Annotated in this window: 18 protein-coding genes and 1 pseudogene; 17 read left to right on the top strand and 2 right to left on the bottom strand. The window is 62.7% G+C overall.

The window, feature by feature from the left end:
* Positions 1 to 3: 3 nt before the first annotated feature.
* From ABD017_RS08785 to ABD017_RS08715, 15 genes and pseudogenes are all read left to right on the top strand, one after another.
* Positions 4 to 1,251, top strand: coding sequence for a TIGR03087 family PEP-CTERM/XrtA system glycosyltransferase (locus ABD017_RS08785; RefSeq protein WP_343882284.1), 1,248 nt, complete (start codon positions 4 to 6; stop codon positions 1,249 to 1,251).
* Positions 1,252 to 1,277: 26 nt separating this feature from the next.
* The gene (xrtA, locus tag ABD017_RS08780; protein ID WP_343882282.1) at positions 1,278 to 2,816 is read left to right on the top strand and encodes an exosortase A; all 1,539 of its coding nucleotides are present in this window, start codon (positions 1,278 to 1,280) and stop codon (positions 2,814 to 2,816) included.
* The gene (locus tag ABD017_RS08775) at positions 2,813 to 4,000 is read left to right on the top strand and encodes a TIGR03088 family PEP-CTERM/XrtA system glycosyltransferase (protein ID WP_343882280.1); all 1,188 of its coding nucleotides are present in this window, start codon (positions 2,813 to 2,815) and stop codon (positions 3,998 to 4,000) included. The genes xrtA and ABD017_RS08775 overlap by 4 nt, the downstream gene beginning before the upstream one ends.
* Entirely contained in the window at positions 4,001 to 5,920 is a 1,920-nt protein-coding gene (locus tag ABD017_RS08770; RefSeq protein WP_343882278.1) for an XrtA/PEP-CTERM system amidotransferase, read from the top strand.
* Positions 5,917 to 7,236, top strand: coding sequence for a glycosyltransferase family 4 protein (locus ABD017_RS08765; RefSeq protein ID WP_343882276.1), 1,320 nt, complete (start codon positions 5,917 to 5,919; stop codon positions 7,234 to 7,236). The genes ABD017_RS08770 and ABD017_RS08765 overlap by 4 nt, the downstream gene beginning before the upstream one ends.
* Entirely contained in the window at positions 7,233 to 8,528 is a 1,296-nt protein-coding gene (locus tag ABD017_RS08760) for a TIGR04063 family PEP-CTERM/XrtA system glycosyltransferase (protein WP_343882274.1), read from the top strand. The genes ABD017_RS08765 and ABD017_RS08760 overlap by 4 nt, the downstream gene beginning before the upstream one ends.
* Positions 8,525 to 9,727 (top strand): carboxylate--amine ligase, encoded by a 1,203-nt coding sequence (locus ABD017_RS08755; protein WP_343882271.1) that lies wholly within the window; start codon positions 8,525 to 8,527, stop codon positions 9,725 to 9,727. Before ABD017_RS08760 ends, ABD017_RS08755 begins: the two co-directional genes overlap by 4 nt.
* The gene (locus ABD017_RS08750) at positions 9,727 to 10,842 is read left to right on the top strand and encodes a hypothetical protein (RefSeq protein WP_343882268.1); all 1,116 of its coding nucleotides are present in this window, start codon (positions 9,727 to 9,729) and stop codon (positions 10,840 to 10,842) included. The genes ABD017_RS08755 and ABD017_RS08750 overlap by 1 nt, the downstream gene beginning before the upstream one ends.
* Before the next feature lie 4 nt (positions 10,843 to 10,846).
* Positions 10,847 to 12,175: a putative O-glycosylation ligase, exosortase A system-associated gene (locus tag ABD017_RS08745; RefSeq protein WP_343882265.1), complete on the top strand. Its 1,329-nt coding sequence runs from the start codon at positions 10,847 to 10,849 to the stop codon at positions 12,173 to 12,175.
* Positions 12,168 to 13,412 (top strand): glycosyltransferase, encoded by a 1,245-nt coding sequence (locus ABD017_RS08740; protein WP_343882263.1) that lies wholly within the window; start codon positions 12,168 to 12,170, stop codon positions 13,410 to 13,412. Before ABD017_RS08745 ends, ABD017_RS08740 begins: the two co-directional genes overlap by 8 nt.
* Positions 13,413 to 13,477: 65 nt before the next feature.
* Positions 13,478 to 14,164, top strand: a complete 687-nt coding sequence (locus tag ABD017_RS08735; protein ID WP_343882260.1) for a class I SAM-dependent methyltransferase — start codon at positions 13,478 to 13,480, stop codon at positions 14,162 to 14,164.
* Positions 14,161 to 15,645, top strand: coding sequence for a lipopolysaccharide biosynthesis protein (locus ABD017_RS08730; RefSeq protein ID WP_343882258.1), 1,485 nt, complete (start codon positions 14,161 to 14,163; stop codon positions 15,643 to 15,645). The genes ABD017_RS08735 and ABD017_RS08730 overlap by 4 nt, the downstream gene beginning before the upstream one ends.
* A gap of 4 nt (positions 15,646 to 15,649) precedes the next feature.
* On the top strand, positions 15,650 to 16,621 hold the full coding sequence (locus ABD017_RS08725) for a phosphotransferase family protein (RefSeq protein ID WP_343882255.1): 972 nt from the start codon (positions 15,650 to 15,652) through the stop codon (positions 16,619 to 16,621).
* Between the two features lie 54 nt (positions 16,622 to 16,675).
* Positions 16,676 to 18,421 carry an asparagine synthetase B family protein gene (locus ABD017_RS08720; protein WP_343882253.1) on the top strand — a complete coding sequence of 582 codons (1,746 nt, stop codon included), beginning with the start codon at positions 16,676 to 16,678 and terminating at the stop codon, positions 18,419 to 18,421.
* Between the two features lie 144 nt (positions 18,422 to 18,565).
* A pseudogene (locus ABD017_RS08715) lies at positions 18,566 to 18,835 on the top strand (transposase); the annotation flags it as partial.
* 61 nt (positions 18,836 to 18,896) lie between these two features.
* On the opposite strand, the gene ABD017_RS08710 reads toward ABD017_RS08715, so the two are convergent.
* Positions 18,897 to 21,149: a hypothetical protein gene (locus ABD017_RS08710; protein WP_343882251.1), complete on the bottom strand. Its 2,253-nt coding sequence runs from the start codon at positions 21,147 to 21,149 to the stop codon at positions 18,897 to 18,899.
* Between the two features lie 215 nt (positions 21,150 to 21,364).
* On the opposite strand from ABD017_RS08710, the gene ABD017_RS08705 reads away from it, so the two are divergent.
* Both ABD017_RS08705 and ABD017_RS08700 read left to right on the top strand, forming a co-directional pair.
* Positions 21,365 to 22,054: a phosphatidylserine decarboxylase gene (locus ABD017_RS08705; protein ID WP_343882249.1), complete on the top strand. Its 690-nt coding sequence runs from the start codon at positions 21,365 to 21,367 to the stop codon at positions 22,052 to 22,054.
* Positions 22,047 to 22,244 (top strand): hypothetical protein, encoded by a 198-nt coding sequence (locus ABD017_RS08700; protein ID WP_343882247.1) that lies wholly within the window; start codon positions 22,047 to 22,049, stop codon positions 22,242 to 22,244. The genes ABD017_RS08705 and ABD017_RS08700 overlap by 8 nt, the downstream gene beginning before the upstream one ends.
* Before the next feature lie 293 nt (positions 22,245 to 22,537).
* Here ABD017_RS08700 and ABD017_RS08695 read toward each other — a convergent pair.
* A partial coding sequence (locus ABD017_RS08695) for a hypothetical protein (protein ID WP_343882243.1) occupies positions 22,538 to 23,144 on the bottom strand: 607 nt, incomplete at its 5' end.

Below are 23,144 nucleotides of genomic sequence, written 5' to 3'. Positions count from 1 at the left end.
CGCATGCGCTCGGTCCTTTTTCTCTGCCATCGGTTGCCCTGGCCGCCAAGCAAGGGCGACAAGATCCGCTCGTATCACGTGTTGCGGCGCCTGGCGCAGCACTATCGCGTGTACCTGGGCGCGTTCGTGGACGACGCAGCCGACTGGCCATATCAGGCCGCCGTGCAGGAGCTCTGCGCGGAGGTCTGCATACGGCCGCTGACGCCCTGGCAGACGCGGCGCCGTGCGCTGGTGTCGCTGGCGCGTGGCGAGCCGCTCACGGTCGGGGTTTATCGCGACGGCGTGCTGCGGCGCTGGGTGGAAGACCTGCTCGCGCGGCGCAAGGTGGATCTGGCCGTGTGCTATTCCTCCGGCGTCGCGCCGCTCGTGATGGCGCATCCGCAATTGCCGCGGGTGATGGATTTCGTCGACGTGGATTCCGACAAGTGGCGCCAGTACGCGCAGGCGCACCGTGGCCTGAAGCGCCTGATCTATGGCCGCGAAGCGGATCGGCTGGGGCAGTTCGAGCGGGACGTTGCCGCGCGGTTCGATGCCAGCGTGCTGGTGTCCGAATCCGAGGCGGCCTTCTTCCGGCAGCAGGTGCCCGAGGCCGGCGCCAGGATCCATGGCATCCCCAACGGCGTCGACGGCGATTATTGGGACCCCGCCCGGGCGAGTGCCAGCCCTTACCGCGAGGGCGAGCGCGCCGTGGTGTTTGTCGGCGCGATGGATTACCGCGCCAACGTGCACGCCGCCCAGTGGTTTGCGCGCGAGGTGTGGCCACAGGTGTTGGCGCAATGCCCCGCTGCGCGCTTCTACATCGTAGGCAGCAACCCCACCGCGGCCATCCATGCGCTGGGCGAAATGGCGGGTATCACCGTAACCGGGCGCGTGGAGGACGTGCGACCGTGGGTGGCGCATGCGCATGCGGTGGCCGCCCCGTTGCGCATCGCCAGGGGCATCCAGAACAAGGTGCTGGAGGCGCTGGCAATGGAAAAAGTGCTGCTGGCGACGCCTGAGGCGTGGGAGGGCATCGAGGATTTCGACGGTCGCCGTGGCTGTGTCAGCGGCTCGCCCGCGGTGATGGCCGCCGAGGCCGTGCGCTGGTTGCAGGCTCCGCAGATCGCACGCGTGCCGCAGGCACGCGCGATGGTGTTGTCGCGCTTCGACTGGGCGCGCAACCTGGATACCTATGAGGCGGTTCTGCGCAACGCACAGGGCGATGCAGGCGCCGCCGGGGTCCGTGGCGAGGCGCCGGGGGCAGGGCCGTGACGCCGGCGCCGACCCGGCTCGCCGGCATGTCGCCGCGTGTCTCCGGCTGGACGCTGGCCGGGGTGGCGTTCGGCGTCGCCGTTCTCCTGTTGCTGGCGTGCTACTGGTCGACGGTGATGTCGCTGTTGTGGGTGTGGGAGCATGACGGCACCTACCAGTATGCGTTCCTGATCCCGCCCCTCAGCCTCTGGATCGCGTTTGAACTGCGCCATGAGGTGCGCGCGCTGCCGCCCACGCCAAGCGCCTGGGGTGTGCTGGCCGTCGCCGGCCTGGTCTTCGTCTGGTACGTCGGCCACCTGCTCGATATCAACCTGCCGCAGCATTTTGCGCTGGTGGCGCTGTTTCCCGCGCTGGTGCTGGCCTGCTGGGGTTGGCGGGCGTTGTGGGTACTGGCGTTTCCGCTGGGCTACCTGGTGGTGTTCGCCGTGCCCTGGGGCGATGGCCTGGTCGGCCCGCTGCAGGACATCACCGCCCACTTTGCGGTGCGGGCCCTGGACCTGACCGGGACGCCCGTGTTGCTCAACGGCAGGGAAATCACCACGCCCGCGGCGGTGTGGATGGTGGCGGACGCCTGCAGCGGGGTGAAGTTCTTCATTGCCTGCGGCGCACTGGGTTGCCTGTATGCGTACCTGATGTTCCAGCGCTGGCGCAAACGGGTGGTGTTCGTGGCGCTGGCCGCCGTGGTGCCGATCATCGCGAACGGGCTGCGTGTGTATTTCACGATACTGATCGGCGACACCTGGGGCCTGCACTACGCCACCGGTCTCGATCACCTGATTTTCGGCTGGCAGTTTTTCGGCACGGTGCTGGTGCTGCTTCTGTTGGGCGGCTGGTTTTTCCGCGACCGCCCGGTGCGTCGCGAGCGACAGCCGGCAAGCACCCTGGCGCCGGCTCGCGCGCGCCTCGCGGTCTGGCCGGTGGTGCTGGTGTTGCTGGTGGCAGGTCCGGTCATCGCCAGCCAGCTCTCATCCGCGGTGCCCGTACCGCAGTTGCACGTGGTGGCGCCAACCGTGCCCGGCTGGAGCGGCCCGCTTGCCGCGACGGATGGCTGGCGGCCGGCGTTCACGGGCGCGGCCGGAGAGGCGAAGGCAGCCTATCGCGCCGACGGCAATGGCGAGCTGGTCGATCTTTTCCATGCCGTCTACACCGGCAAACCGCGTCGCGGACATACCTTGATCACGTTCGAGAACCGGCTGTACGACCCGGCACAGTCGCATGTGCTGAGCAGCGCCGGCCGAACCGTCGAAATGGTCGACGGGCGCAGCGTGACGGCCGGCGAGTTGCGGCTGAGCGACGGCGCGGATGCACGACTCGTGTGGCACTGGTACTGCGTGGGCAGCCGCTGCACCCGCTCGGCGACGCTGACGAAATTGCTGCAGGCGTGGGACGTGCTGCGCGGAAAATCCTCGCCATCGTCGGTGTGGGCGTTGTCCACCACGGTCGGGCATGGCGGCGCCGAGCAGGCGCGCGCACGCTTGCGTGCCTTCATCGGGGCACTCCCCGTGAACGAATCGGTGGACTTGCCTGGCACACGTGACGCAGGCGTTGCCGGGGGGCGGCCGTGAACGACAAACCCCTGATCGTGCACGTGCTGTACCGGCTGGATACCGGCGGGATGGAGCGCATCATCGTGTCGTTGATCAACGCGACCACCGACATCTACCGGCATGCGGTGATCACGCTGTGCGGGTTCGGCGCGCTGCGCGCCGAGATCGACCATTCGGTGACGGCCTGCCTTTCGCTGGACAAGAAGCCGGGCAAGGACTGGGCCTCTCATGTACGCCTGTGGCGGGCGCTGCGTCGGCTGAAGCCCGACCTGGTGCAGACCTACAACATCGGCACGCTGGATCTGGCACCCATGGTGAAGCTGGCTGGCGTGCGCCGCCTGGTGCATGCCGAGCACGGTCGCGACGCGGCCGATCCCAACGGCGACAACGTCAGGTATCGACGGCTGCGGAGCTGGATGGCGCCGTTCATCGACCGCTTTGTCGCGGTGTCCGACGACCTGCAGCACTGGCTCATTGAACGCGCGGGAATCGAGCCGTCGAAGGTGGCATCCATCGCCAACGGCATCGACGTGGCCGCGTTCGAGGTGCCTCGCACCGAGCCACGCACGCGCCCGTTGCTGGCCGATTTCGCCCCTGCGGGCAGCGTACTGCTCGGCCATGTGGCGCGGCTGGACAAGGTCAAGGACCAGGCCAGCCTGTTGCAGGCCTTCGCCTTGCTGCACAAGCACACCGCACAGCCGTGTCGCCTGGTCATCGTCGGCGAAGGATCGCAACGGGCGGCCTTGGAACAGCAGATCGATCAGCTGGACCTGGGCGACACGGTGCGTTTGCTCGGCAATCGCCATGACGTGCCGGCGCTGCTGGCCGAGTGCGATGTATTTGTCCTGTCGTCCATCGCCGAAGGCATGCCGGTCACCCTGATGGAAGCGATGGCTGCCGGCCTGCCGGTGGTCGCCACCGACGTCGGTGGCGTCGCCTCGGTCGTCGACGACGGCGTTACCGGCACGCTGGTGCCGGCCAGTGACGCCCGCGCGCTGGCGGACGCGCTGGAAGCCTACGTGGCGGACGCCGCCTTGCGCCGCGCGCATGGTGTAGCCGGGTGCGCCCGGGCCGCGGGACACTTCAGCCTGGACGCCATGGTCGCCGGCTATGTGGCGCTCTACGACGCGCTGTTGGCCGGGCGGGCGGGCGCGGTGCCATTGCGGTCGAGGTCCGGCATGGCTGGACAGAGGGAGCATTGAATGTGCGGTCTGGCAGGAATCGTGTTGTCGCACCCGGGCCGACCGGATGAGGGAACGTTGCTGGCGATGCGCGATGCCCAGCGACACCGTGGCCCGGACCAGGCCGGTGTCTTCGTGGCCGATGGCGTGGGGCTGGGCCATCGTCGCCTGTCCATCATCGACCTGGCCCACGGCCGGCAGCCGATGGTGGATGAAGCGGCCGGGCTGGCGCTGATCTACAACGGCGAGCTGTACAACTTCCCCTCGCTCAAGACCGAACTGGAAGCGCTGGGCGTGGTGTTCACAAGCCACAGCGACACCGAAGTATTGCTGCGCGCCTGGCAGCAGTGGGGCGAGGATTGCCTGTCGCGCCTGGTCGGCATGTTCGCCTTCGCGGTCTGGGATGTGCGCGCGCAGCGCATCTTCATGGCGCGCGACCAGATCGGCATCAAGCCACTGCACTACGGTTTTACCGGCGCCGGCGACCTGGTGTTCGCCTCCGAGCTCAAGGGCGTGCTGGCGCATCCGCAGGTGGACCGCACGCTCGATCCACAGGCACTGGAAGATTACCTGGCGCTGGGCTACGTGCCGGACCCAAAGAGCATCTATCGCAGCGTGCGCAAGCTGCCGCCCGGCCATTGGCTGTCCTGGCGTGCGGGAGAAGCCCAGCCGACAGTCCGCCAGTATTGGGATGTTTCATTCGACCGCACGTCGGACGAAACGGCAGACGGCGCCATCGCCAAGCTGCGTGCCTTGCTCGACGACGCCGTAAAGAGCCAGATGGTGTCTGACGTGCCGCTGGGTGCGTTCCTGTCCGGCGGCGTCGATTCCAGCGCGGTGGTCGCCAGCATGAGCCGCGCCTCGGCGCAGCCCGTGCGCACCTGTTCCATCGGTTTCGATCACGACGGTTTCGACGAAACCGTCTATGCCCGGCAGGTCGCCCAGCATCTGCATACCCAGCATTTCGAGCGCCGCGTGGGTTCCGACGACTACGCGCTGCTCGATACCCTGGCCGCCATCCATGACGAGCCGTTCTCCGACAGCTCGGCGCTGCCGACCTACCGCGTCTGCGAACTGGCCCGCACCCAGGTGACGGTGGCGCTGTCGGGCGACGGCGGCGACGAGAACTTCGCCGGTTACCGGCGTTATCGCATGCATGCCTGGGAAAGCAGTCTGCGTGCGCGCCTGCCGCTGGGCTTGCGCAAACCCTTGTTCGGCCTGCTGGGCAAGCTCTATCCCAAGGCCGACTGGGCACCGCGTCCGTTGCGCGCAAAAACCACGTTGCAGGCGCTCGCCCGCGACGACGTGGAGGCGTACTTCCACACCGTCAGCACCACCTCCGCGGCGATGCGGCAACGTCTCTACAGCACGCGCTTCAAGCAGGAATTGAAGGGCTACAGCGCGCTTGAAGTGTTCCGCGCGCATGCAGAGAAAGCGCCCACCCGGCACCCGTTGTCGCTGGCGCAATACCTGGACATGAAGACCTGGTTGCCTGGCGACATCCTGACCAAGGTGGATCGCGCCAGCATGGCGCACAGCCTGGAGGTGCGCGTACCGCTGCTCGATCATCGGCTGGTCGACTGGGCCTCGACCCTGCCACCGGCGTTGAAGCTGAAAGGCGGCACGGGCAAGTACATCCTCAAGAAAGCGCTCGAAGCCGATCTTCCGCACGACGTGCTGTACCGGACGAAGATGGGTTTCAGCGTGCCGCTGGCCGCATGGTTGCGTGGCCCGCTCGCGCAGCGCGTGCGCGAGGCCCTGCTCGGTGGCGCGGTGGCCAGGAGCGGTTATTTCGAACCGTCGGTGCTCGAGCAGTTGCTGCGCGAGCATGCATCCGGCCGCGCCGACCACAGTGCCACGCTGTGGAAATTGCTGATGCTGGATGCGTTCCTGCGCCATACCCAGCAAGGCATCAGCGATAAAGCGAAGGTCGACGCATGATGGTCGAATCGACCCACCCGGCTGACGCCACCTCGGCCCCAGCGACAGCTGCATTGAACGCCGGCGTCGCCCCGATCAATGGGCCCGGTGCGCGATTCGATGCATCGGCCGGGCGCACCATCCACCTGCTGGTTTTCACCAGCCTGTATCCCAACGCGGCACAGCCGGGCCACGGCGTCTTCGTCGAGGAGCGGCTTCGCCACCTCGTGGCATCGGGGCGGATCACGGCGACCGTCGTGGCGCCGGTGCCGTGGTTTCCGTTTCGCCATCGGTTTTTCGGAGCGTATGCCACGTTCGCCGCGGTACCGAAACAGGAAACGCGCCATGGCATCCGCATCCTGCATCCGCGCTATCCCGTCATTCCCAAGCTGGGCATGAACGTGACGCCGTTCCTCATGTATCGGGCCGTGTTGCCCCTGCTGCGCAAGCTGGTGGCGGAGCCGGGCTTCGATCTGATCGATGCGCATTATTTCTATCCCGACGGCGTGGTGGCCGCGCGGCTTGGCGAGGCCCTCGACAAACCGGTGGTCATCAGCGCGCGCGGCAGCGACGTCACCTGGATACCGCGCTTCCGCCGGGCCCGTCGCCGCATCCAGCGGGCCGCGCAAAGCGCTGCCGCGCTCATCACCGTGTCGCAGGCGTTGAAGGACAGCCTCGTCGACCTGGACGTGGACAGCGCCAGGATCACGGTGCTGCGCAACGGCGTCGATCTGCAGCGCTTCGCCCCGCGCGACCGTATGGCCCTGCGCGAAAAGCTCGGCGTGCAGGGGCCGGTCTGGCTGACGGTGAGCCACCTGGTCGAACTGAAAGGCATACACATCGTCATCGAGGCCCTCGCCCTGGTGCCTGACGTGACGCTGCTGATTGCGGGCAAGGGGCCGCAAGAGCATGAACTGCGCCAGCTGGCCGATCGGCTTGGACTGGCCGCGCGGGTGCGCTTCCTGGGCGCGATTCCCCACGCGCAGTTGTGCGGTTACTACAACGTTGCCGACGCCATGGTGCTGGCCTCGAGCCGCGAGGGCATGCCCAATGTCGTGCTGGAATCCATCGCTTGCGGAACGCCGGTGCTGGCGACGGCCGTGGGCGGCGTGCCCGAGCTGATCACCACTCCGCAGGCAGGCGAGCTGATCCGCGAACGGCGCCCGGAAGCGTTGGCATTGGCATGGAACACGTTGCACGCGCGCCAGCCGGATCGGAAGGCGACGCGGCAACATGGCGAAACACTTGGATGGCGTCCCGTGGTCGACGCACAGAACGCGCTCTACGCCCGCGTGCTGTCGGCTGCAGTTCGCCCGACGTCGGGATCGAGCACATGAACGACATTTCAACCGTCACGCGACAACCCGCATCCGCCACCATGCCCCATGGCCGGCCGTTGCGCATCCTGCACGTACTCGACCATTCGCTGCCACTGCACAGCGGATACACCTTCCGTACGTTGGCCATCCTCAACCAGCAGCGTGCGCTGGGGTGGGAGACGTTCCAGTTGACCGGGCCCAAACAGGGCAGTGGCCAGCAGCGCGAGGAGGCCGTCGATGGCTGGATGTTCCATCGCACCCCTCCCGCCACGGGCCTGGCGGCAAGGCTGCCGGTGGTGGAGTTTCGCGCGCTGATGGCGGCGCTGCAGAAACGCATCGCCGAGGTGGTGCAAGAGGTGCGCCCCGACATCATCCATGCGCACTCGCCGGTGCTCAATGCATTTCCCGCGCTGGCGGTGGGCCGCGCCACCGGCATCCCGGTGGTCTACGAAGTCCGTGCCTTCTGGGAGGATGCGGCGGTCGATCAAGGTACGGCGCGCGAGTGGGGTGTGCGCTACCGGCTCACCCGCGCCATGGAAACGCGGGCACTGCGCCAGGCGAATGCCGTGACCACGATCTGCGAAGGTCTGCGCGGCGACATGCTGGAACGCGGCATTCCGGCTGAGAAGATCACCGTGATCCCCAACGCCGTGGATTTGTCGCGCTTCCGCTTCACCGCCGACGCCGATAACGGGATCGTGCAGAAATATGGCCTGACCCGCGGGGCCACGCTGGGGTTCGCCGGCTCGTTCTATGCGTACGAGGGGCTCGATCTCCTGTTGCGCGCGATGCCAGCCGTACTTAAGGCGGTGCCGCAGGCGCGACTGATGCTGCTGGGTGGCGGCCCGCAGGAAGCGGCGCTGAAGGCACTGGCTGCCGAGCTTCATCTCGAGGGCGCCGTGCATTTCACCGGTCGCGTGCCGCAGAGCGAAATGACCCGCTATTACAGCGCCATGGACGTGATGGTCTATCCACGCACGTCGATGCGGCTTACGGATCTGGTAACCCCGCTGAAGCCGCTGGAGGCGATGGCGATGGGCAAGCTGGTGGTGGCCTCGGATGTCGGTGGCCACCGCGAGTTGATCCGCGACGGCCACAACGGCCACCTGTTTTCGGCCGGGTCGCATGAAGCCTTGGCGCGCTGCCTGGTTGAGCTGCTGCAGGTGCCGAAAAGCTGGGGGGAGATCATCAGCAACGGCCGCGCGTACGTCGAGAGCGAACGCAATTGGGAGACCAGCGTGGGCCGTTATCCGGCCGTGTATGCGGGCGCCATTGCCCGGCATCGCCCAGGCGCGGGGGACATTCGATGACGGCACGGACACCTGCGGTGGTGCTTGGCGCCGGGCTGAATGGCCTGGGCGTCGCGCGTAGTCTTGCTCGGGAAAAGGTACCGGTCTGGCTACTCGATACTGACGAACGGCGATGTGAGATGCGTACCAACGCAGCCACGGCCATGAAAGTGCGATCGTTGCAAGGCCAGACATTGATAGAGGACATCGTCGAGCTTGCGGCGACACGCTTCGCAGGCAGCCGCCCCGTCCTGTTCCTGACTCAGGAAGAGACCGTCAAAACCATCTCCCGCCATCGCGAGCAACTGGACGCTCTTTACCGTCTCACGCTTCCGCCGGAGCCGGTCGTGGAGGCCTTGCTGCACAAAGAGGGTTTCCAGCGGCTCGCCGAAAAGCTCGGCAGCCCCATTCCGCCGATGGTGCATGTCCGATCTCTCGCCGACTTGCCCGCGATCGAGAATCTGCGATTTCCGGTAGTGGTCAAGCCCGGTGAGCGGAACGCGGATTACGGCCATCAATTCAAAAAGGCCTATCGCGTGGAAAACTTGCCCGATGCCCAGAAGCTGATTCGCACGATCCTGCCGGTGATGCCTGATATCGTGGTGCAGGAATGGATCGAAGGACCGGACTCGACGATCTACTTCTGTCTGCAATACCTGCACCCGGATGGGCACGTCGCCGCCTCTTTCACCGGACGCAAGATTCGCTCATGGCCACCCCAGGTAGGGGGTACCGCCAGTTGTGTGGCCGCTGCCGAGTTCCACGACGAGCTTTCGGCGATAACCGCGCAATTCATGCATGCCGCCGGTGTCGTTGGCATGGCCAGCATGGAATACAAACGCGACGTGCGCAGCGGGGAGTTTCGCATGGTGGAACCCACCATCGGGCGCACCGACTACCAGGAGGAGGTGGCGACCTTGAATGGCACCAACGTGCCATACGCTGCTTGGTGTTCCGAGGTCGGTTTGCCACTTCCACGCGCGAACGGCGGCCAAAAACCGGTGGTTTGGCGCGTGCAATCGGAAGATTCCCAGTCCGCGGCGGCGCAGGGCCATTCGGGTGCCGAAGCCTATCCCGCCGGATACCAGATAGCCGACGCCTTGTGGCGCTGGAGCGATCCGGTGCCTGGCCTGGCACAAAGCATGGGTCGCGTCCAGCGCGCGTTGTATAACCGAACTTTGAAGCTGTTGCGTGGATCGTCGGCAGCAGGGAGCAAGTAATGAAGGGGCTAAGCAGGTTCTTTTTCGGGCGCAAACTACCGGTCGCCGTCGATGCAGAGCGCGGCCTGCAGGCTGCCGCCGAATGGCTCATCCGCGCCCAGGATGCTGCGGGCGATGGCGGTGTCAGCGCTTACTACGACGCGGCGAAACGCCGCTGGGCGGGCGCCTATCCGGAAACCACCGGCTACATCATCCCGACGTTCTTCCGTTATGCAGAGGCCTCGGGCAAAGCGGAATATTACGAGCGGGCCGTACGCATGGCCGCCTGGGAATCGGACATCCAGTTGCCCGATGGAGGTGTACGTGCCGGCACCATGGATGCCCCACAGGTCGTTCCGACGATATTCAACACGGGGCAGGTCCTGTTCGGCTGGCTGGCCGCATGGCAACACACACAGGACGCGCGTTTCCGCGAATCAGCCGTGCGCGCTGCCGACTGGCTCGTCGCGGCACAGGATCCTGACGGGGTGTGGCGACGCTTCGCGTCACCATTCGCCACGCATACCGTGAATACCTACAACACCCGCGTGGCTTTCGCGCTTGCCAAGGCAGGAACGGAGCTGCATGAACCGCGATACCTGGAAGCCGCGGTCCGAAACGTGCAGTGGGCACTCACGCAGATGCACGAAAACGGTTGGCTTGAGAACAACGATCTGGAGGACAACGATCGGCCGCTCACGCACACCATAGCCTACGCGATCCGCGGCATCCTGGAGGTCGGGCTGTTGGCCGACAGCAGCCATTTCGTCGAGGTGGCCGGTCGGATGGCTCACGCGGTGGCGAAAAGTCAGCGCGGCGATGGTGCATTGCCCGGACGACTGGATTCAGGGTGGCGTGCGGCGGCCCGCTGGAGCTGTGTTACCGGCAACGCGCAAATGGCCATCATCTGGCACCGATTGGCGACACAGGCCGCGGACCGCTTTGGCCTGGACGCGGCCGATCGGGCGATACGTTTCAATCTTTCCATTCAGGATCTCACCGCGGCGGACATGGGTGTGCGTGGTGGCATGCCCGGCTCACACCCTCGATCGGGCGGCTACATGAGGCACCGCTACCCCAACTGGGCTGCCAAATTTTTCATGGACGCGATTCTCTTGCAGCAGGAAGCGAACTAGCGCCATGCGCGACATCGCTCTTACCCTGCTGATTTTCGGAATGATTCCGTACATCCTGACGCGCCCCTATTGGGGCTTGTTGGTGTGGTCGTGGCTCGGGTACATGAATCCGCACAGGCTATGCTTCGGATTCGCCATCACCTTTCCATGGGTTCAGCTGGTGGCGATTGCCACGCTTGCCAGCTTGGTCTTCAGCAAGGAGAGCAAACGCGTGCCGCGCTCCCCCTTGAGCGTGACGTTGCTGCTCTTTTTGCTGTGGACGGGGCTCAGTACGCTTTTCGCCGTCATGCCGGATTCGGCGTGGACGAAGTGGCAGGAGTTCGCGAAAGTGCTGATCATGGTGTTCGTGACCCTGGTCATGGTTAACACTCGCGAGCGCATGCATTGGCTTGTGTGGATGATCGTCTGTTCACTGGGTTTCTACGGGCTCAAGGGTGGCCTGTTCACGCTGCTGCGCGGTGGCTCCAACCATGTGCTGGGCCCGCCGGGTACGTTCATCAGCGATAACAACGCATTGGCACTTGCCTTGTGCATGACCTTGCCGTTCATGCGCTATCTCCAACTGCACTCCTCGCACAGGATCGTGAGAATCGGTTTGGGTGTCGCGATGGCTCTGACCGGAGTGGCAGTGCTGGGCACCTATTCACGCGGGGGACTGATAGGCCTCGCGATCGTTGGTGTAGCACTGTTGTTGAAAAGCCGACACAAGATCACGGTCATTCTTTCCTTGGCCGTCATCGGCGCCACAGCTATCCATTTCATGCCCCCGGAATGGTCGGCGCGCATGCATACCCTGCAAGACGCCAAAAAGACCGACTCAGGCGAAACGCGTATCCAATCGTGGAAGTTTGCTACCAATGTGGCGCTGCATCGCCCGTTGATCGGTGGTGGCTTCGACGTTTATCAGAGCGAATCAATGTGGTCCGCCTATGCGCCCTCCGGGTCGATCCAGCGCGCCGTGCATAGCATCTATTTCCGGGCGCTGGGTGAGCAGGGGTTCGTTGGGTTGCTCCTGTTTCTGGCGTTGTTGTTCATCAGCTGGCGCAATTGCGCCCGCGTACGCAAGCTGACCCGGCGCAATCCCGACCAGAGTTGGGCGTTTGATCTGGCTTCGATGCTGCAGGCCAGCCTGTTGGCTTTCATGGTATCCGGCGCCTTTCTACCCATGTCGTATTTCGACCTTGCCTATCAGTTGATGGCCTTGTCGGCTGTTCTGGCGGCGTGTGTATCGAAGGAGGGAGTCAGCGCGGATTCTGTGCGGGGCCGCTTTCCGCACGTCGGACGACGCAAGTCGGCGGCTCTAGTCCGGCGGAGCGACCTGACCCATGGATAAGTCCGTGTTGATGGTTGCTTTCCATTTCCCTCCTGCCGCCATGAGCAGTGGACATCTGCGCACGCTCGGTTTCGTGCGTCACCTCCCGGATCACGGTTGGAACCCGATTGTCTTGACCGCGCAAGACTTCGCGTATCCTCGAACGGCGCCAGTCGCTGCTGGGGTCATCCCGGGAAATTGCGCGGTTCATCGGGCGTTTGCTCTGGATGTTAGCCGCCACCTTGCGTTTGGCGGCAAATATCCGGGTTTCATGGCCACTCCGGACCGCTGGGCAACGTGGTGGGTCGCGGCGGTTGTTTCGGGCTTGCGATTGATAAGGCGTCACCGGGTACGAGCCATCTGGTCCACCTATCCGATCATGACCGCGCATTGCATCGCTCACACATTGAGTCGTCTGACCGGGCTACCCTGGATCGCGGATTTTCGTGACCCTGTCTCGACGTCGGTCGAGCCAGGGAATCCGTGGTCATTTGCATCGCAGCACCGCTGGGAGCGACGCGTGTGTCGCGATGCTGCAAAAGTTGTGCTGACGACACCGGGCGCGCGACGCAACTACGCGGCGGCTTATCCGCAGGCGGATGCCCACGAACGATTCGTGCTCATCGAAAACGGTTACGAGGAATCCACCTTCGGCGACTTGCCTTTTCCCGGCTCTCCAATGAATCGGCCGTTGATCCTTGTCCACAGCGGCCTGCTCTATGCCGATGGTCGCAACCCGATTCCGTTTTTCGAGGCCCTTGCACGCCTCGCCAACGCCGGTGCCTTGACACCGGCTGACCTCCAGATTGTGTTGCGTGCCAGTGGGTCTGATACGGCTTACGCCGGCGATATCCAGCGTCTGGGGGTGGAAAGCTTCGTGAGATTCGAGCCGCCGGTTTCCAACAGGGAGGCTTTGGAGGAGCAGTCGCGCGCCGATGCACTGCTACTGTTTCAGGGGGCGCGCTTCAATCAGCAGATTCCGGCCAAGATGTATGAATATCTGCGCATTGGCCGCCCGATCCTGGCGCTCGTGGACAGCAAGGGAGATACCGCCGAAGTGCTCCGCAAGACAGGCGGAGCAAGGATAATGCCGATGGACGATGCAAATGGCATCGCAGCGCAGTTGCCAGGCTTCATCCGGGACGTGAGGGCCGGCAACGAACCGGGCGCCCATCCAGGAATGGTCGCCGGGTATGCAAGGAGCCAAGGCGCTGCAACACTCGCAGGTCTTCTTGATCAATTCACCACAAAGCCCTGATCGCGGGCGCGGCAACGGTATGCGATCGCCAGAATTTCTCTACTGAATCACCCCAAGGCACACCGATGAACTGGAATCCCGACGAGCATTACAAGAACCGCCAGGTTGCCAACGAATATGATCGGAGGCGCTTTTCCAGCATGGCCGGACGAATATTCAATTATCTCGAGAAGCGGAAGGTCACACGATGCTTTGCGTCGGTCCCCAAGGACAGCAGGATCGCCGACGCACCATGTGGCACCGGCCGTCTGGCCGAGCCGTTGCTTCAGGCGGGCTATCGAGTGCATGGTCTGGACATTTCCGGTGAAATGCTCGATGTGGCGCGGCGGCGTCTTGATCGCTTTGGCGACCGTTTCACGTGCGAAGTCAGGGATGTCAAGACCACGAGGCCTTCCGAGCCGCAATTCGATGCTGCACTTTGCGCGAGGGTATTGATGCACTTTCCGCTTGAGCAGCAGATCGAATTTCTGTCCGGAGTGGCGTCTGTGAGCCGCAGTACCGTGGTGATCAACCACAGCCTGGATTCGGCGTACCAACGCCTGCGTCGGCAAATCAAGCGATGGCTGGGCCATCAACCTTCAGTGAACCACCCCATCACCAATGCCCAGATCAAGCACCTGTTGCGTCAATCGGGATTGCGCCAGGTGCGTCGCTACCGGCTTTTCTCCTTGGTAAGCGAGGCGGTCTACATTGTCGCCGAGCCATTGAGGATTTCGGCAGCAACGCGCGACGGCAGGATTGCTTCGAAGTGACAGTCAATGACGGCAGGCCGAGAAGGAGCCTGCGCAAGGCGTTGTCGTTGTCTTTGATCCAGACGATTGTCAGTCTGGTTTTCACTTTCGGCAGTGTCATCATCGTCAGCCACCTGCTGACCCCGGTCGAAATCGGCATTTACTCCGTAGCAGCCGGTCTGGTGGCACTGGTGCAGATGTTGCGGGATTTCGGGGTTAGCGAGTTCCTCATCCAGGAGGATGTACTCGACGAGTCGAAAATCCGCACCGTGTTCACGATAAACCTGGCAATCGCTTGGACCCTGGCGCTATTGCTCATCGGGTTCAGCGGAGCCGCGGGCAGGTTCTACGGTGACCCAGGCGTGACCGATGTATTGCGGGTAGTGAGCCTCGTCTTCGTGCTCTTGCCGTTTGGGGTGATCAGCCAGACGCTGATGAAGCGCGATCTCGAATTCGGGAGACTGCTCAAGATACGCCTGGGGGAAAACATCGCTCGCAGTTGCTCTACGGTGGGACTGGCCTACGCTGGGTTCAGCTACATGAGCATGGCCTGGTCATCTGTCATCGGCATTCTGGTCATGGTGACCGGCTGTGTCGTGTGGGGCTGGCAATACCGTGTCGGCGGATTGAGTCTGGTGCACTGGAGGCGGGTCTTCCACTTCGGATCGAACCGCACCATCGCGGACATTGCGCGCCAGGTCGGCGATCAATCGGCAAACCTTGTGGTCGGACGCATGTTGGGCATGGCCGCCACGGGCATGTATTCACGAGGCTACGGCATCGTGAATATGTACAACGCCAACGTTTTGGGCGCGATCGGCAACGTGGCTTTTCCCGCGTTCGCGCGTGAGCACAGGGAGACTGGCGCTGCACCACAACTCTTCCTGAAATCGCTGGTCTACCTGACCGGCATAACCTGGCCCTTCTTCGCTGCGGGAATAATCCTGGCTTTCCCGATCATCCGTATCCTGTTTGGCCACCAATGGGATGCTGCCGTGCCATTGATGCGGTGGCTGTGCGCTGCCGCGATTGTTGGTACGTTGACCTACCAATGCAATTCCTTCCTGGTGGCACTGGGTCACGTTCGTACCGTGACACGCATCGAGGTGCAGTACCAGCTTGCGCGCGTTGGCATTACGATCGCGGCCGCATTCCACAGCCTTGAGGCAGTGGCGGCAGCACAGATTCTCGTGTACGTGGTTGCAACTGCGCTCTATTACCGCGAGTTGCAGCGCTTCGACGTGCTGGCGTTCAATCGGTGCGTGAAGGCGTTGGTGCCGAGCGTTCTGGTCAGTGTCGCAACCTGCGTCGTCCCTGCCATTGTGGCGTTCTGGCCAGGCTTGCTTGACAGGTATCTGGTGATGGGATTCGCCGGGGCGATAGCGGGCGGCAGTGCCGGATGGCTGATCTGTGTGCGCCTTGTACGCCATCCTTTGCTGCATGAATTGCATCGAATGGGTTCGCGTTTCGGTCCCCGCACCAGCCGCATCATTTTCGGATAGCTCCATGGAGACGCCGCAGACCGTCGCCGTCGTTAATAGCCACGTGCGGTGCCCGCTTTGTCAAAGGGCGGGTAAATGGGTTGCGATCGCCCGGCCTGATCGCCGCCAGAACTCGACCGTGTATCAGTTGCGTTGCCAAGCGTGTGGCAATCGCGTCGCCGCGAAAGTCAGCGGTGGAAAGCAATATCGGGCAGATCATTGCGCGGAGCTGAAGAACGAGTACACGACACTGTGTCACTTGCATGGTGCGTATACGCGGCACGAGGACATGGGAGTCCTGAAGCCGCTTGGCTTCATCGAAGCGGCCGGACACGGCATTCTGGTCACGCAGTGGTTCGCTGGGTCGGACCTGGCGCGTGCCGCGCGACAACTGGATGCCGCAGCGCTCGCTCGCGCGTTTCGCCTGGCTGGAGAATGGTTGCTTCAATTGCACGATGCGGACGATGAGCCGCGGCCCTGCGTGGATTTGGGCGTCACCCAGAAAATTGATCACCTGTCGAAAACCTATGGCGACGTTTTGCGTTGCTCGGCGCGGGCGCAAAAAGCGCTTGAATTGCTGGCGACGTCAGGGATCAAACTTGCAACCTGGAAGACGCGGGCGGTCCGGATTCACGGTGACTTCAAGCCGCAAAACATGCTCTACGACCACAGCTCTTGCGTAGGGCTCGACATCCACTGGGGAATCATTGGGGCCGCCACGTATGACCTTGCGCCGTTCCTCAACCACCTCTGGATGGCAATTGGCGGAAATCATGGTGCGGCAGCCCTTAGGCGATATCAGGTGGCGGAGGAGGCGTTTTTGCGCGGATATGGCGCGACAGGCCTCCTGGAGGGGTTGCGTTGGGTCCAGTTGTACTTTGCATTGTGCCAGCTCGGAAGCTATCGCCAACGCGGACGGCTTAGTGTCGTCTACGCGAATTGGCAAATCATGCCCCTGGTAAGACGGCTGGAAAATCAGTTGCGGGAATCGAGCTGATCTTCCTTCGCGACCCTTTTGGTCATCGCGCCACCATCGACAAGGGAACAGAACATGCGCAACGCGCTATTTGTGGCAATCGAGGGCGCAGATGCAAAAGGTGTCGCCCGTGCGGAGGCATCGTTGCAGCGCCAGGGTTTCGCCGAGGCATCCAGTTTCAACTTTAACGGCGACAGGTTGCGCACGTGGACGTTTCCTGGACAAGATCAAGTGGCTCCGATCGAAGTGCGCACACCAACTTGTTTCGGGGTTTGCGTCGGGCCGCTATGGTACCGGGGCGTGTTCGGCAACGCCGCTTTGAAGATATTGCTGGAGGAATGTGAAGCGGGTGGGCGCCCGGAGGAGGCGCTTTTGCGGGGCAACTTCGCGCTCTTTCTGTACACGACCAACCAGTGTTTGCTGCTCAACGACCCGATGGGGTTCGTACGGCTGCATGCCAGCGCCGACGGATGCTTCTTCAGCACGAGCTGGCTGGCGGCCTGCGCGTACCTTTCCCGCGTCGAGATCGATGCGGGTTCGGCGATCGAGTACGTCTTGTTGGGAGCGGCCCATTCGCGTCATTCTGTTGCGCGGGGGGTCGATCTGCTGCCGGTTGGCCAAGCTTGGGATCTCAAGCAGCGTCGCATGTGGGCGCGCTTTCCGGATGGCGTGGTTTCCGACCAACCTGCGTTTGCTTCGTTGGACGAAGCTGTTCATGCCATCTCCAGCCATTTGCGGGTGATTTCCACCGAAGTGGTTTCGGCATTTCCCAACGCGGTCAATGCAGCGCTGTCGGGGGGCTTTGATTCCCGCCTGATCGTTGCGGGGCTCTTGGCGGCCGGCATTCAACCGCGGCTGTTCGTTTACGGTGATCCCGATAGTGCGGACGTTGCCATCGCGAAGATCGTGGCAGCGGCGACGGGCCTCTCTCTCGATGCGATCGACAAACGTGTGCTGGATCGAGGTCGGCCCGAGTGCACCACGGAATCATTGGAGCAGAGCGCGCTGTTCTTCGACGGTTTGCCCAGCGACGGTATCGGCGATCCAGGCGCCGACCGCCAGACGAGGCTTCAGCAAACCGCAGACGGCAGCATCGCGCTGAACGGCGGTGGTGGCGAGATCTACCGCAATTTTTTCCATTTGCCAGACCGTGATTTTTCCCCCCTGGACATTGTCCGGACGTTCTATCGCGGATTCAGTACCGGTGTTTTCCGTGAGCCCGACGGACTGGATAAATACGAAGAGAGACTGGCCGCGTCCATTCGCGACATCGCGACACATGCTGGGGGTGATGGAAAACGCCTCACGCGCAGGCAGGTCGAGTTGCTGTATCCGTTTTTTCGCTGTCATTTCTGGATGGGATTGAACAACAGCGTCGGAGTACGCCACGGATACTACGCTACTCCACTGGTGGATCTGGAAGCCGTTAGCATGGCATTGCGAGTGCCATTGCGTTGGAAAAATGCGGGCATTCTGCAAAGCCGCCTGATCACGGCGCTGCATCCGTTGATCGCTGCACAGGATTCGGCTTATGGCTTCCCGTTCAATGTCGGACCGGGCTGGATGGCGCGATTAGCCGAATGGATGACTTGCGCGCGCCCGGTGTCGCTGCGTCCGCTGATCAACGCTACGCGCCGAAAGCTGCGGAATGTCGAGGTGGCTCCTGCGCTATTGCAGCGGTACCGCACGATTTTGCCTGGAGAGTGGCAGATGGATCCACTGCTCGATCTTGCCCGACTGCCGGATGCGACGGCACTGGGGCGCGCACTGGCTGTCGAAGTCGTCTGGCGGAGGCTATTGCAGGGTGGTGGGCAGGTGTGATGTCACCGCATGCATATGGGTTTTCCTGCCCCGAACCCCTCTCCAATACAGAACCTGATTAGCGTCGAACCTCAGTTCGAAATCTCTCTCCCTGCGACAGCGTGAGCAGAAGCTGCGCCCATGATGGCAGCGAGGGCACGAGTCATGGCGATGAACTGGGTGCAGTTTCAGGAAGGGTTGTCGATGAAGGAGTTCATGGCGAGGTACGGCACCGAGGCGAAGTGCCGGCGTGCGCTGTACCACGCGCGCTGGCCCAAGGGCTTTCGCTGCCCGGCCTGCGCGGATCGTCGCCGTTCGACCTTTCGGCGCGACGGCCAAACCTACTACCAGTGTCGAGCCTGCGGCCATCAGACCACGTTGCAGAGCGGCACCCTGCTGCAAGCCACGAAGCTGCCGCTGACGACGTGGTTCCTAGGTAGCACGATACGCTGAAGGTCAAACCACTGGCTCGGGATGTTTCAAACCAACCTCATGTTCAATGTGCGGAGGAACGCGGCAGGATCGCGAAGTTGGGATAATTGTTGTAACCGTTCTTCGGAGGTTCGGGTTGGATGCTGCGCGACTGGAAAATTGCCCATGCCTCATGCGCTTTGGGTAGCCCGCTGTCAGCTGCTGCGGCCAGCCCCACCTGAAGATTCGCCGGAAATCCCGTGGGTGAGTATGCGTAGCCGGGCATCTGCCCTGCCTTCCACGGTTGTTTCTGTTGCTTAGCCATTTCCGCCACCATCGCTGCCGAGTTGCACTCCAGACCCACCAGATCGGGATATGTCGCGGCGTATACCGCTTTGTAGTCAGGCAACCAATTGCCTGCAGCGTCTTTCACCACGAACGTGTAGCCGGATGCGAGCAGCCAGCAAAAGCCGTGGGTGGGATCCGATTGCCATCCGGTCATGATTTCGATGTTCATCTTGGACAGCCAGGCACGAAGTTCCGCCGCTTTCGGAAATCCGAGTTCCGCCGCATGCCCCGCCGACCAGGTAAAGAAGTCATGCATCCATGGCGCAATTGCTTTTTCCCCCGTGAGCTTGCCGGAGGCATCCTTCACCGGGTAGGTGGCGCCGCTGTCCATTAGGTGCAATGGGTTGCTGCTTTCGCTCGTCACGTATCGTGTATACCAATCCTCAAGTGAGTTGCGCACGGTCGCGTTGAATTCGGCCTTCAGCGGATAGGTATCGGGCAGCAACCACGCGGCATCGGCCATCTGGCGCAACACCCATGCCTTGCCGCGCACCTGGCTGTAGCTTTTGTCGATCAATCCGCGGGAAAAATCCCGATACAGGGGGTTCGATGTAAGCTGGTTTCGCGAGGCCGCGAATGCCAATTCCGACATGTAGTAGTACGAACCGGTCACCATATACGGAACATAAGACTCGGCTGGCTGGTGCGCGTTGTCCCACAGCGTCGGACTGCCGGTGCCATACCATCCAGGTGAACATCCTTTGACCACGGTGTTGTTCACGCAATTGGGTAGCAAATCGCGGCGATAGGCCGCGATCTGCGCCTGGTTGGAAGCGGATCCGGTCATCGCTCTGCCAGCCACGGCATTGGCGTAGGTCCAGGCGGCGGTGGTGACGTTGGGGTGTTCCTGGATGCTTACCGGCCAGCCGGTCGCGGCGTCCCTGTAGTGGATATCGTATGCGCCCAGCGCGTCGGTGTTGGCAAGCATCCAGTTGTAGGCGCGCACATCCGGGTCGATGATGTAAACGCTGGTCCAGCGCGGAAGTGGACCTATTGCTTGCTGTGCGCCGGTCATGTGCATCTTTTGCGTCTGGTCGCAATGATCCAGTGGAGCGCAGGACTGACGCAGGCTGTCCAGGAATTGCGCGTCCGGTTGCAGCGGCATGTAGCGTGAAACCGCCTTGCTCGCTTGAATGTAACCGGTGTCTTGCTGCAAATACACTTTGGGTTCGAGGTCGTTCCACCACAATGTCTTGTGCCAACGGGTATATGCGTATTGCGTCAGCGCAGAGGTGGTGTACGTAGCACTTCCTGAGGTCAGTGTCGCCGTATATTGCGGTTGCGCCTGCGGCGCATAGGCTGACGTATTTTCAACGATGACGTCGGTCAATACGTTTTGTATGTCGCCAGTGCTGCTTTGCGCATAAGCGCGTACGGAAAAGTAGATTTTCAGGTTTGGGTCTTTGGTTCCGTCGGCTTTCGCCACGGGTCCATTGACCACCCACTCGCTGACCAGTGGGCCGGCCAACCAAACCGTGCATTGCTTGTTCCAGGATTTGCACGCGCCGGAACGGGCAGCTTCCAGCAACAGGGCGCGGGCATCGGCTGTGTAATCCTCGCCGTTGATATGGAGCAGGACTTTCGCGTTGTAATCCGTCGCCAGCAGTTGTTGCAACCCGACACGGACGGACTGTTTCGCCGCGGATGCGTCAGTAGCGGAAAGCTCGAGGGCCCGCTTGGCGTTGCCTGGCAACGAGGCGACGTTAGCCGTGAGTACGGCATGGCGCAGACTACCATCCCCATAGGTGGCCTTCGCGTCCACCTGCAGCTCAACGGGTTCGCCACGTATGGCCGCGGCGATGGTGCTGCCACGTGGCACGTCGCCGCTCTTGAACACCTGGCCAAAAGTGACGGGTACGCGCTCTTGCGTTTTCGCGTCCTGGCTGACCACGTAATCAGTCACGATCCTTCCCGCAAGGGCCGTTGCGGGAGTGAGCAGCAGCGCGCTGCCTGAAAAAGCCCACCATGCCGTTGTCAGGATCTGGTTCATGGAAATCCCTCGTCGCTGCTGCGCGCTCGTCAGTAAACCCCCTTAAGGTTCGCGTTTGCAAGCCAAAACCGGCCCCAATGGGCGGGACGCTATGCGACGCGAAGTGTCTCCGATACTTTCGGGTTGTAGGAGTTATGCCTTAGTCTGTCGCGCTTGCCGGACAGTGCCGCGATGTCCCTGGGCTGCCGGATTCTGGTCAAGCCGCGAGTGTAATGATGGTTTTACTACTGCAGATTGTGGTCCTTTCCCTGTTGACCGGGGCTGTTGCGTTGTGCGCGCTATATTTTCCGTACCCGTCGCCGCTCATACGTCGATGGCTGCCGCCGCGCAAACGCTGGCCGGAGTCGCAAATCCGGATGTGGCTGAAACGGGGTGAGTATCAGCGCGCGTTCCTGCGCCATTTCTACAGTGACCCTGAGCGCATCGCCCCTCCGGGCAACAGCATGGTGGCGCCGGCCGATGGGCTGGTCACCAGCGCCGACGTCCACGGCGATGTGCGCTACCTGGTCATCGCGCTGAGCTTCTGGGACATGCATGTGCAGCGTAGTCCGCTGGGTGGAACGGTCCTCGGTGTGGAGGGGCTCGGAGACGAGTTCATGGACGGCGAGGGACGGGGATTTGCGTTTTTGCGGGAAAAGTCTTGCCCCGTCCAGAAACGCCTGGTGATCGCGACGGATGCCGGAACGATCGCCGTACGCCTTATTACCAGCATCGCCGCGCGACGCATCGAAACCTGGGTAAAGGCGGGGGAAGTCATTGAGCGGGGCCAGCGGATCGGCAGGATATTGCTGGGCAGTACTGTGGTGTTGGAGCTGCCCGCCACGATCAAGCTTCTAGTCAAAACGGGTGATCGAGTCTGGGCGGGGGAAACCCTTGTTGCGGAAGGTGGGGTGGGTCGTGAATGATTTTTTCTGGAGTTCAGGCCACCTGGGTTGGGGCGTTTTTGCGATTGTGGTGTTCAGCGGCTTGTGGCTTCTGCTGGCCGACGTGATCTGGCGCTTGAGGAACATCAAGATCAGACGGCTCGCGGCGATCATGGCGATGGGGTGGCTTATCGGCAACTTGCTGATTGTGCTCGGATTTGGCTACCTGTAGCTCCGGGGCGAAGCGGTGCTGGAAAGCACATCACGTCTTGGGCCTCCATCCATCGGATCGGTCGGTGAGGTGCCTGTTTCGCGTCTGTCACGGGGCCGCTGGTCGATGTGCCGCTACGCTGGTCGGCAGGCGCAGACCATGCATCACGCCGGCCGCCCGTTGGCGGAACCGACTGGCTGTTGCAGCCAAAGTGCGATGTGCCGTTGCACTTGTTCTTGGCGAGCGCGCTCGGTGGAAACCCGGTCCTGCCGCTGATCCGGGTGACGCTGGTCGCCCTTGGTTTGGCAGCGCTTTTATTCGCTGATCGATTTGCCCGAGCGTCGGCAGACACTGACCAACGGGCGCTTGTTGTTCACGTTATAGGACGAACCGGGAATAGCGTGACAGTCCCGACGCAAATCGACGGTTGCGATTGGGCGGATGAAAGCCAAACGGAGCGACTTTGCGGTCGTTGTGGCAGCGACAGTGGGCGCTTGCGGCGCGGATGTGCCGACGGCGGCGGAAGGTGTGCTCGTCGCAACACGGACATGCGATGTGGCAGGGCGCAACGTTCCAAGGGGTGAAAATGTTTCTGACACGTTGCGCATGACGCGGAAGAATGGGTCAAGACCAATCTGCTTCAACACGATGTTCGCCGATGATCTGGTGGGTTTGGAAGCATCCACCGGTTGAGCCGACGTGTTCGGTGCGGGCGTGGCAGAAGTGGAGGGTGGATTTGTCGCCCTCGGCGGTATCGGGTTTTCGATAGGTGATTGATCCACGTATATCGTGGACGCCGAACGTGGCAGCAGGGCGAAGTTGGGGAAGTTGTTGTATGCGCTTGCTCCGGAGGGTTTGACGCTACGGGAGTCGAACAGCTCCCAGGCAGCCTGGGCATGGGGCAAACCGCTGTCGGCAGCG

The sequence above is a fragment of the Rhodanobacter caeni genome (assembly GCF_039523575.1).
Classification (GTDB): domain Bacteria; phylum Pseudomonadota; class Gammaproteobacteria; order Xanthomonadales; family Rhodanobacteraceae; genus Rhodanobacter; species Rhodanobacter caeni.
This window is presented reverse-complemented; position numbering and strand designations above follow the sequence as displayed.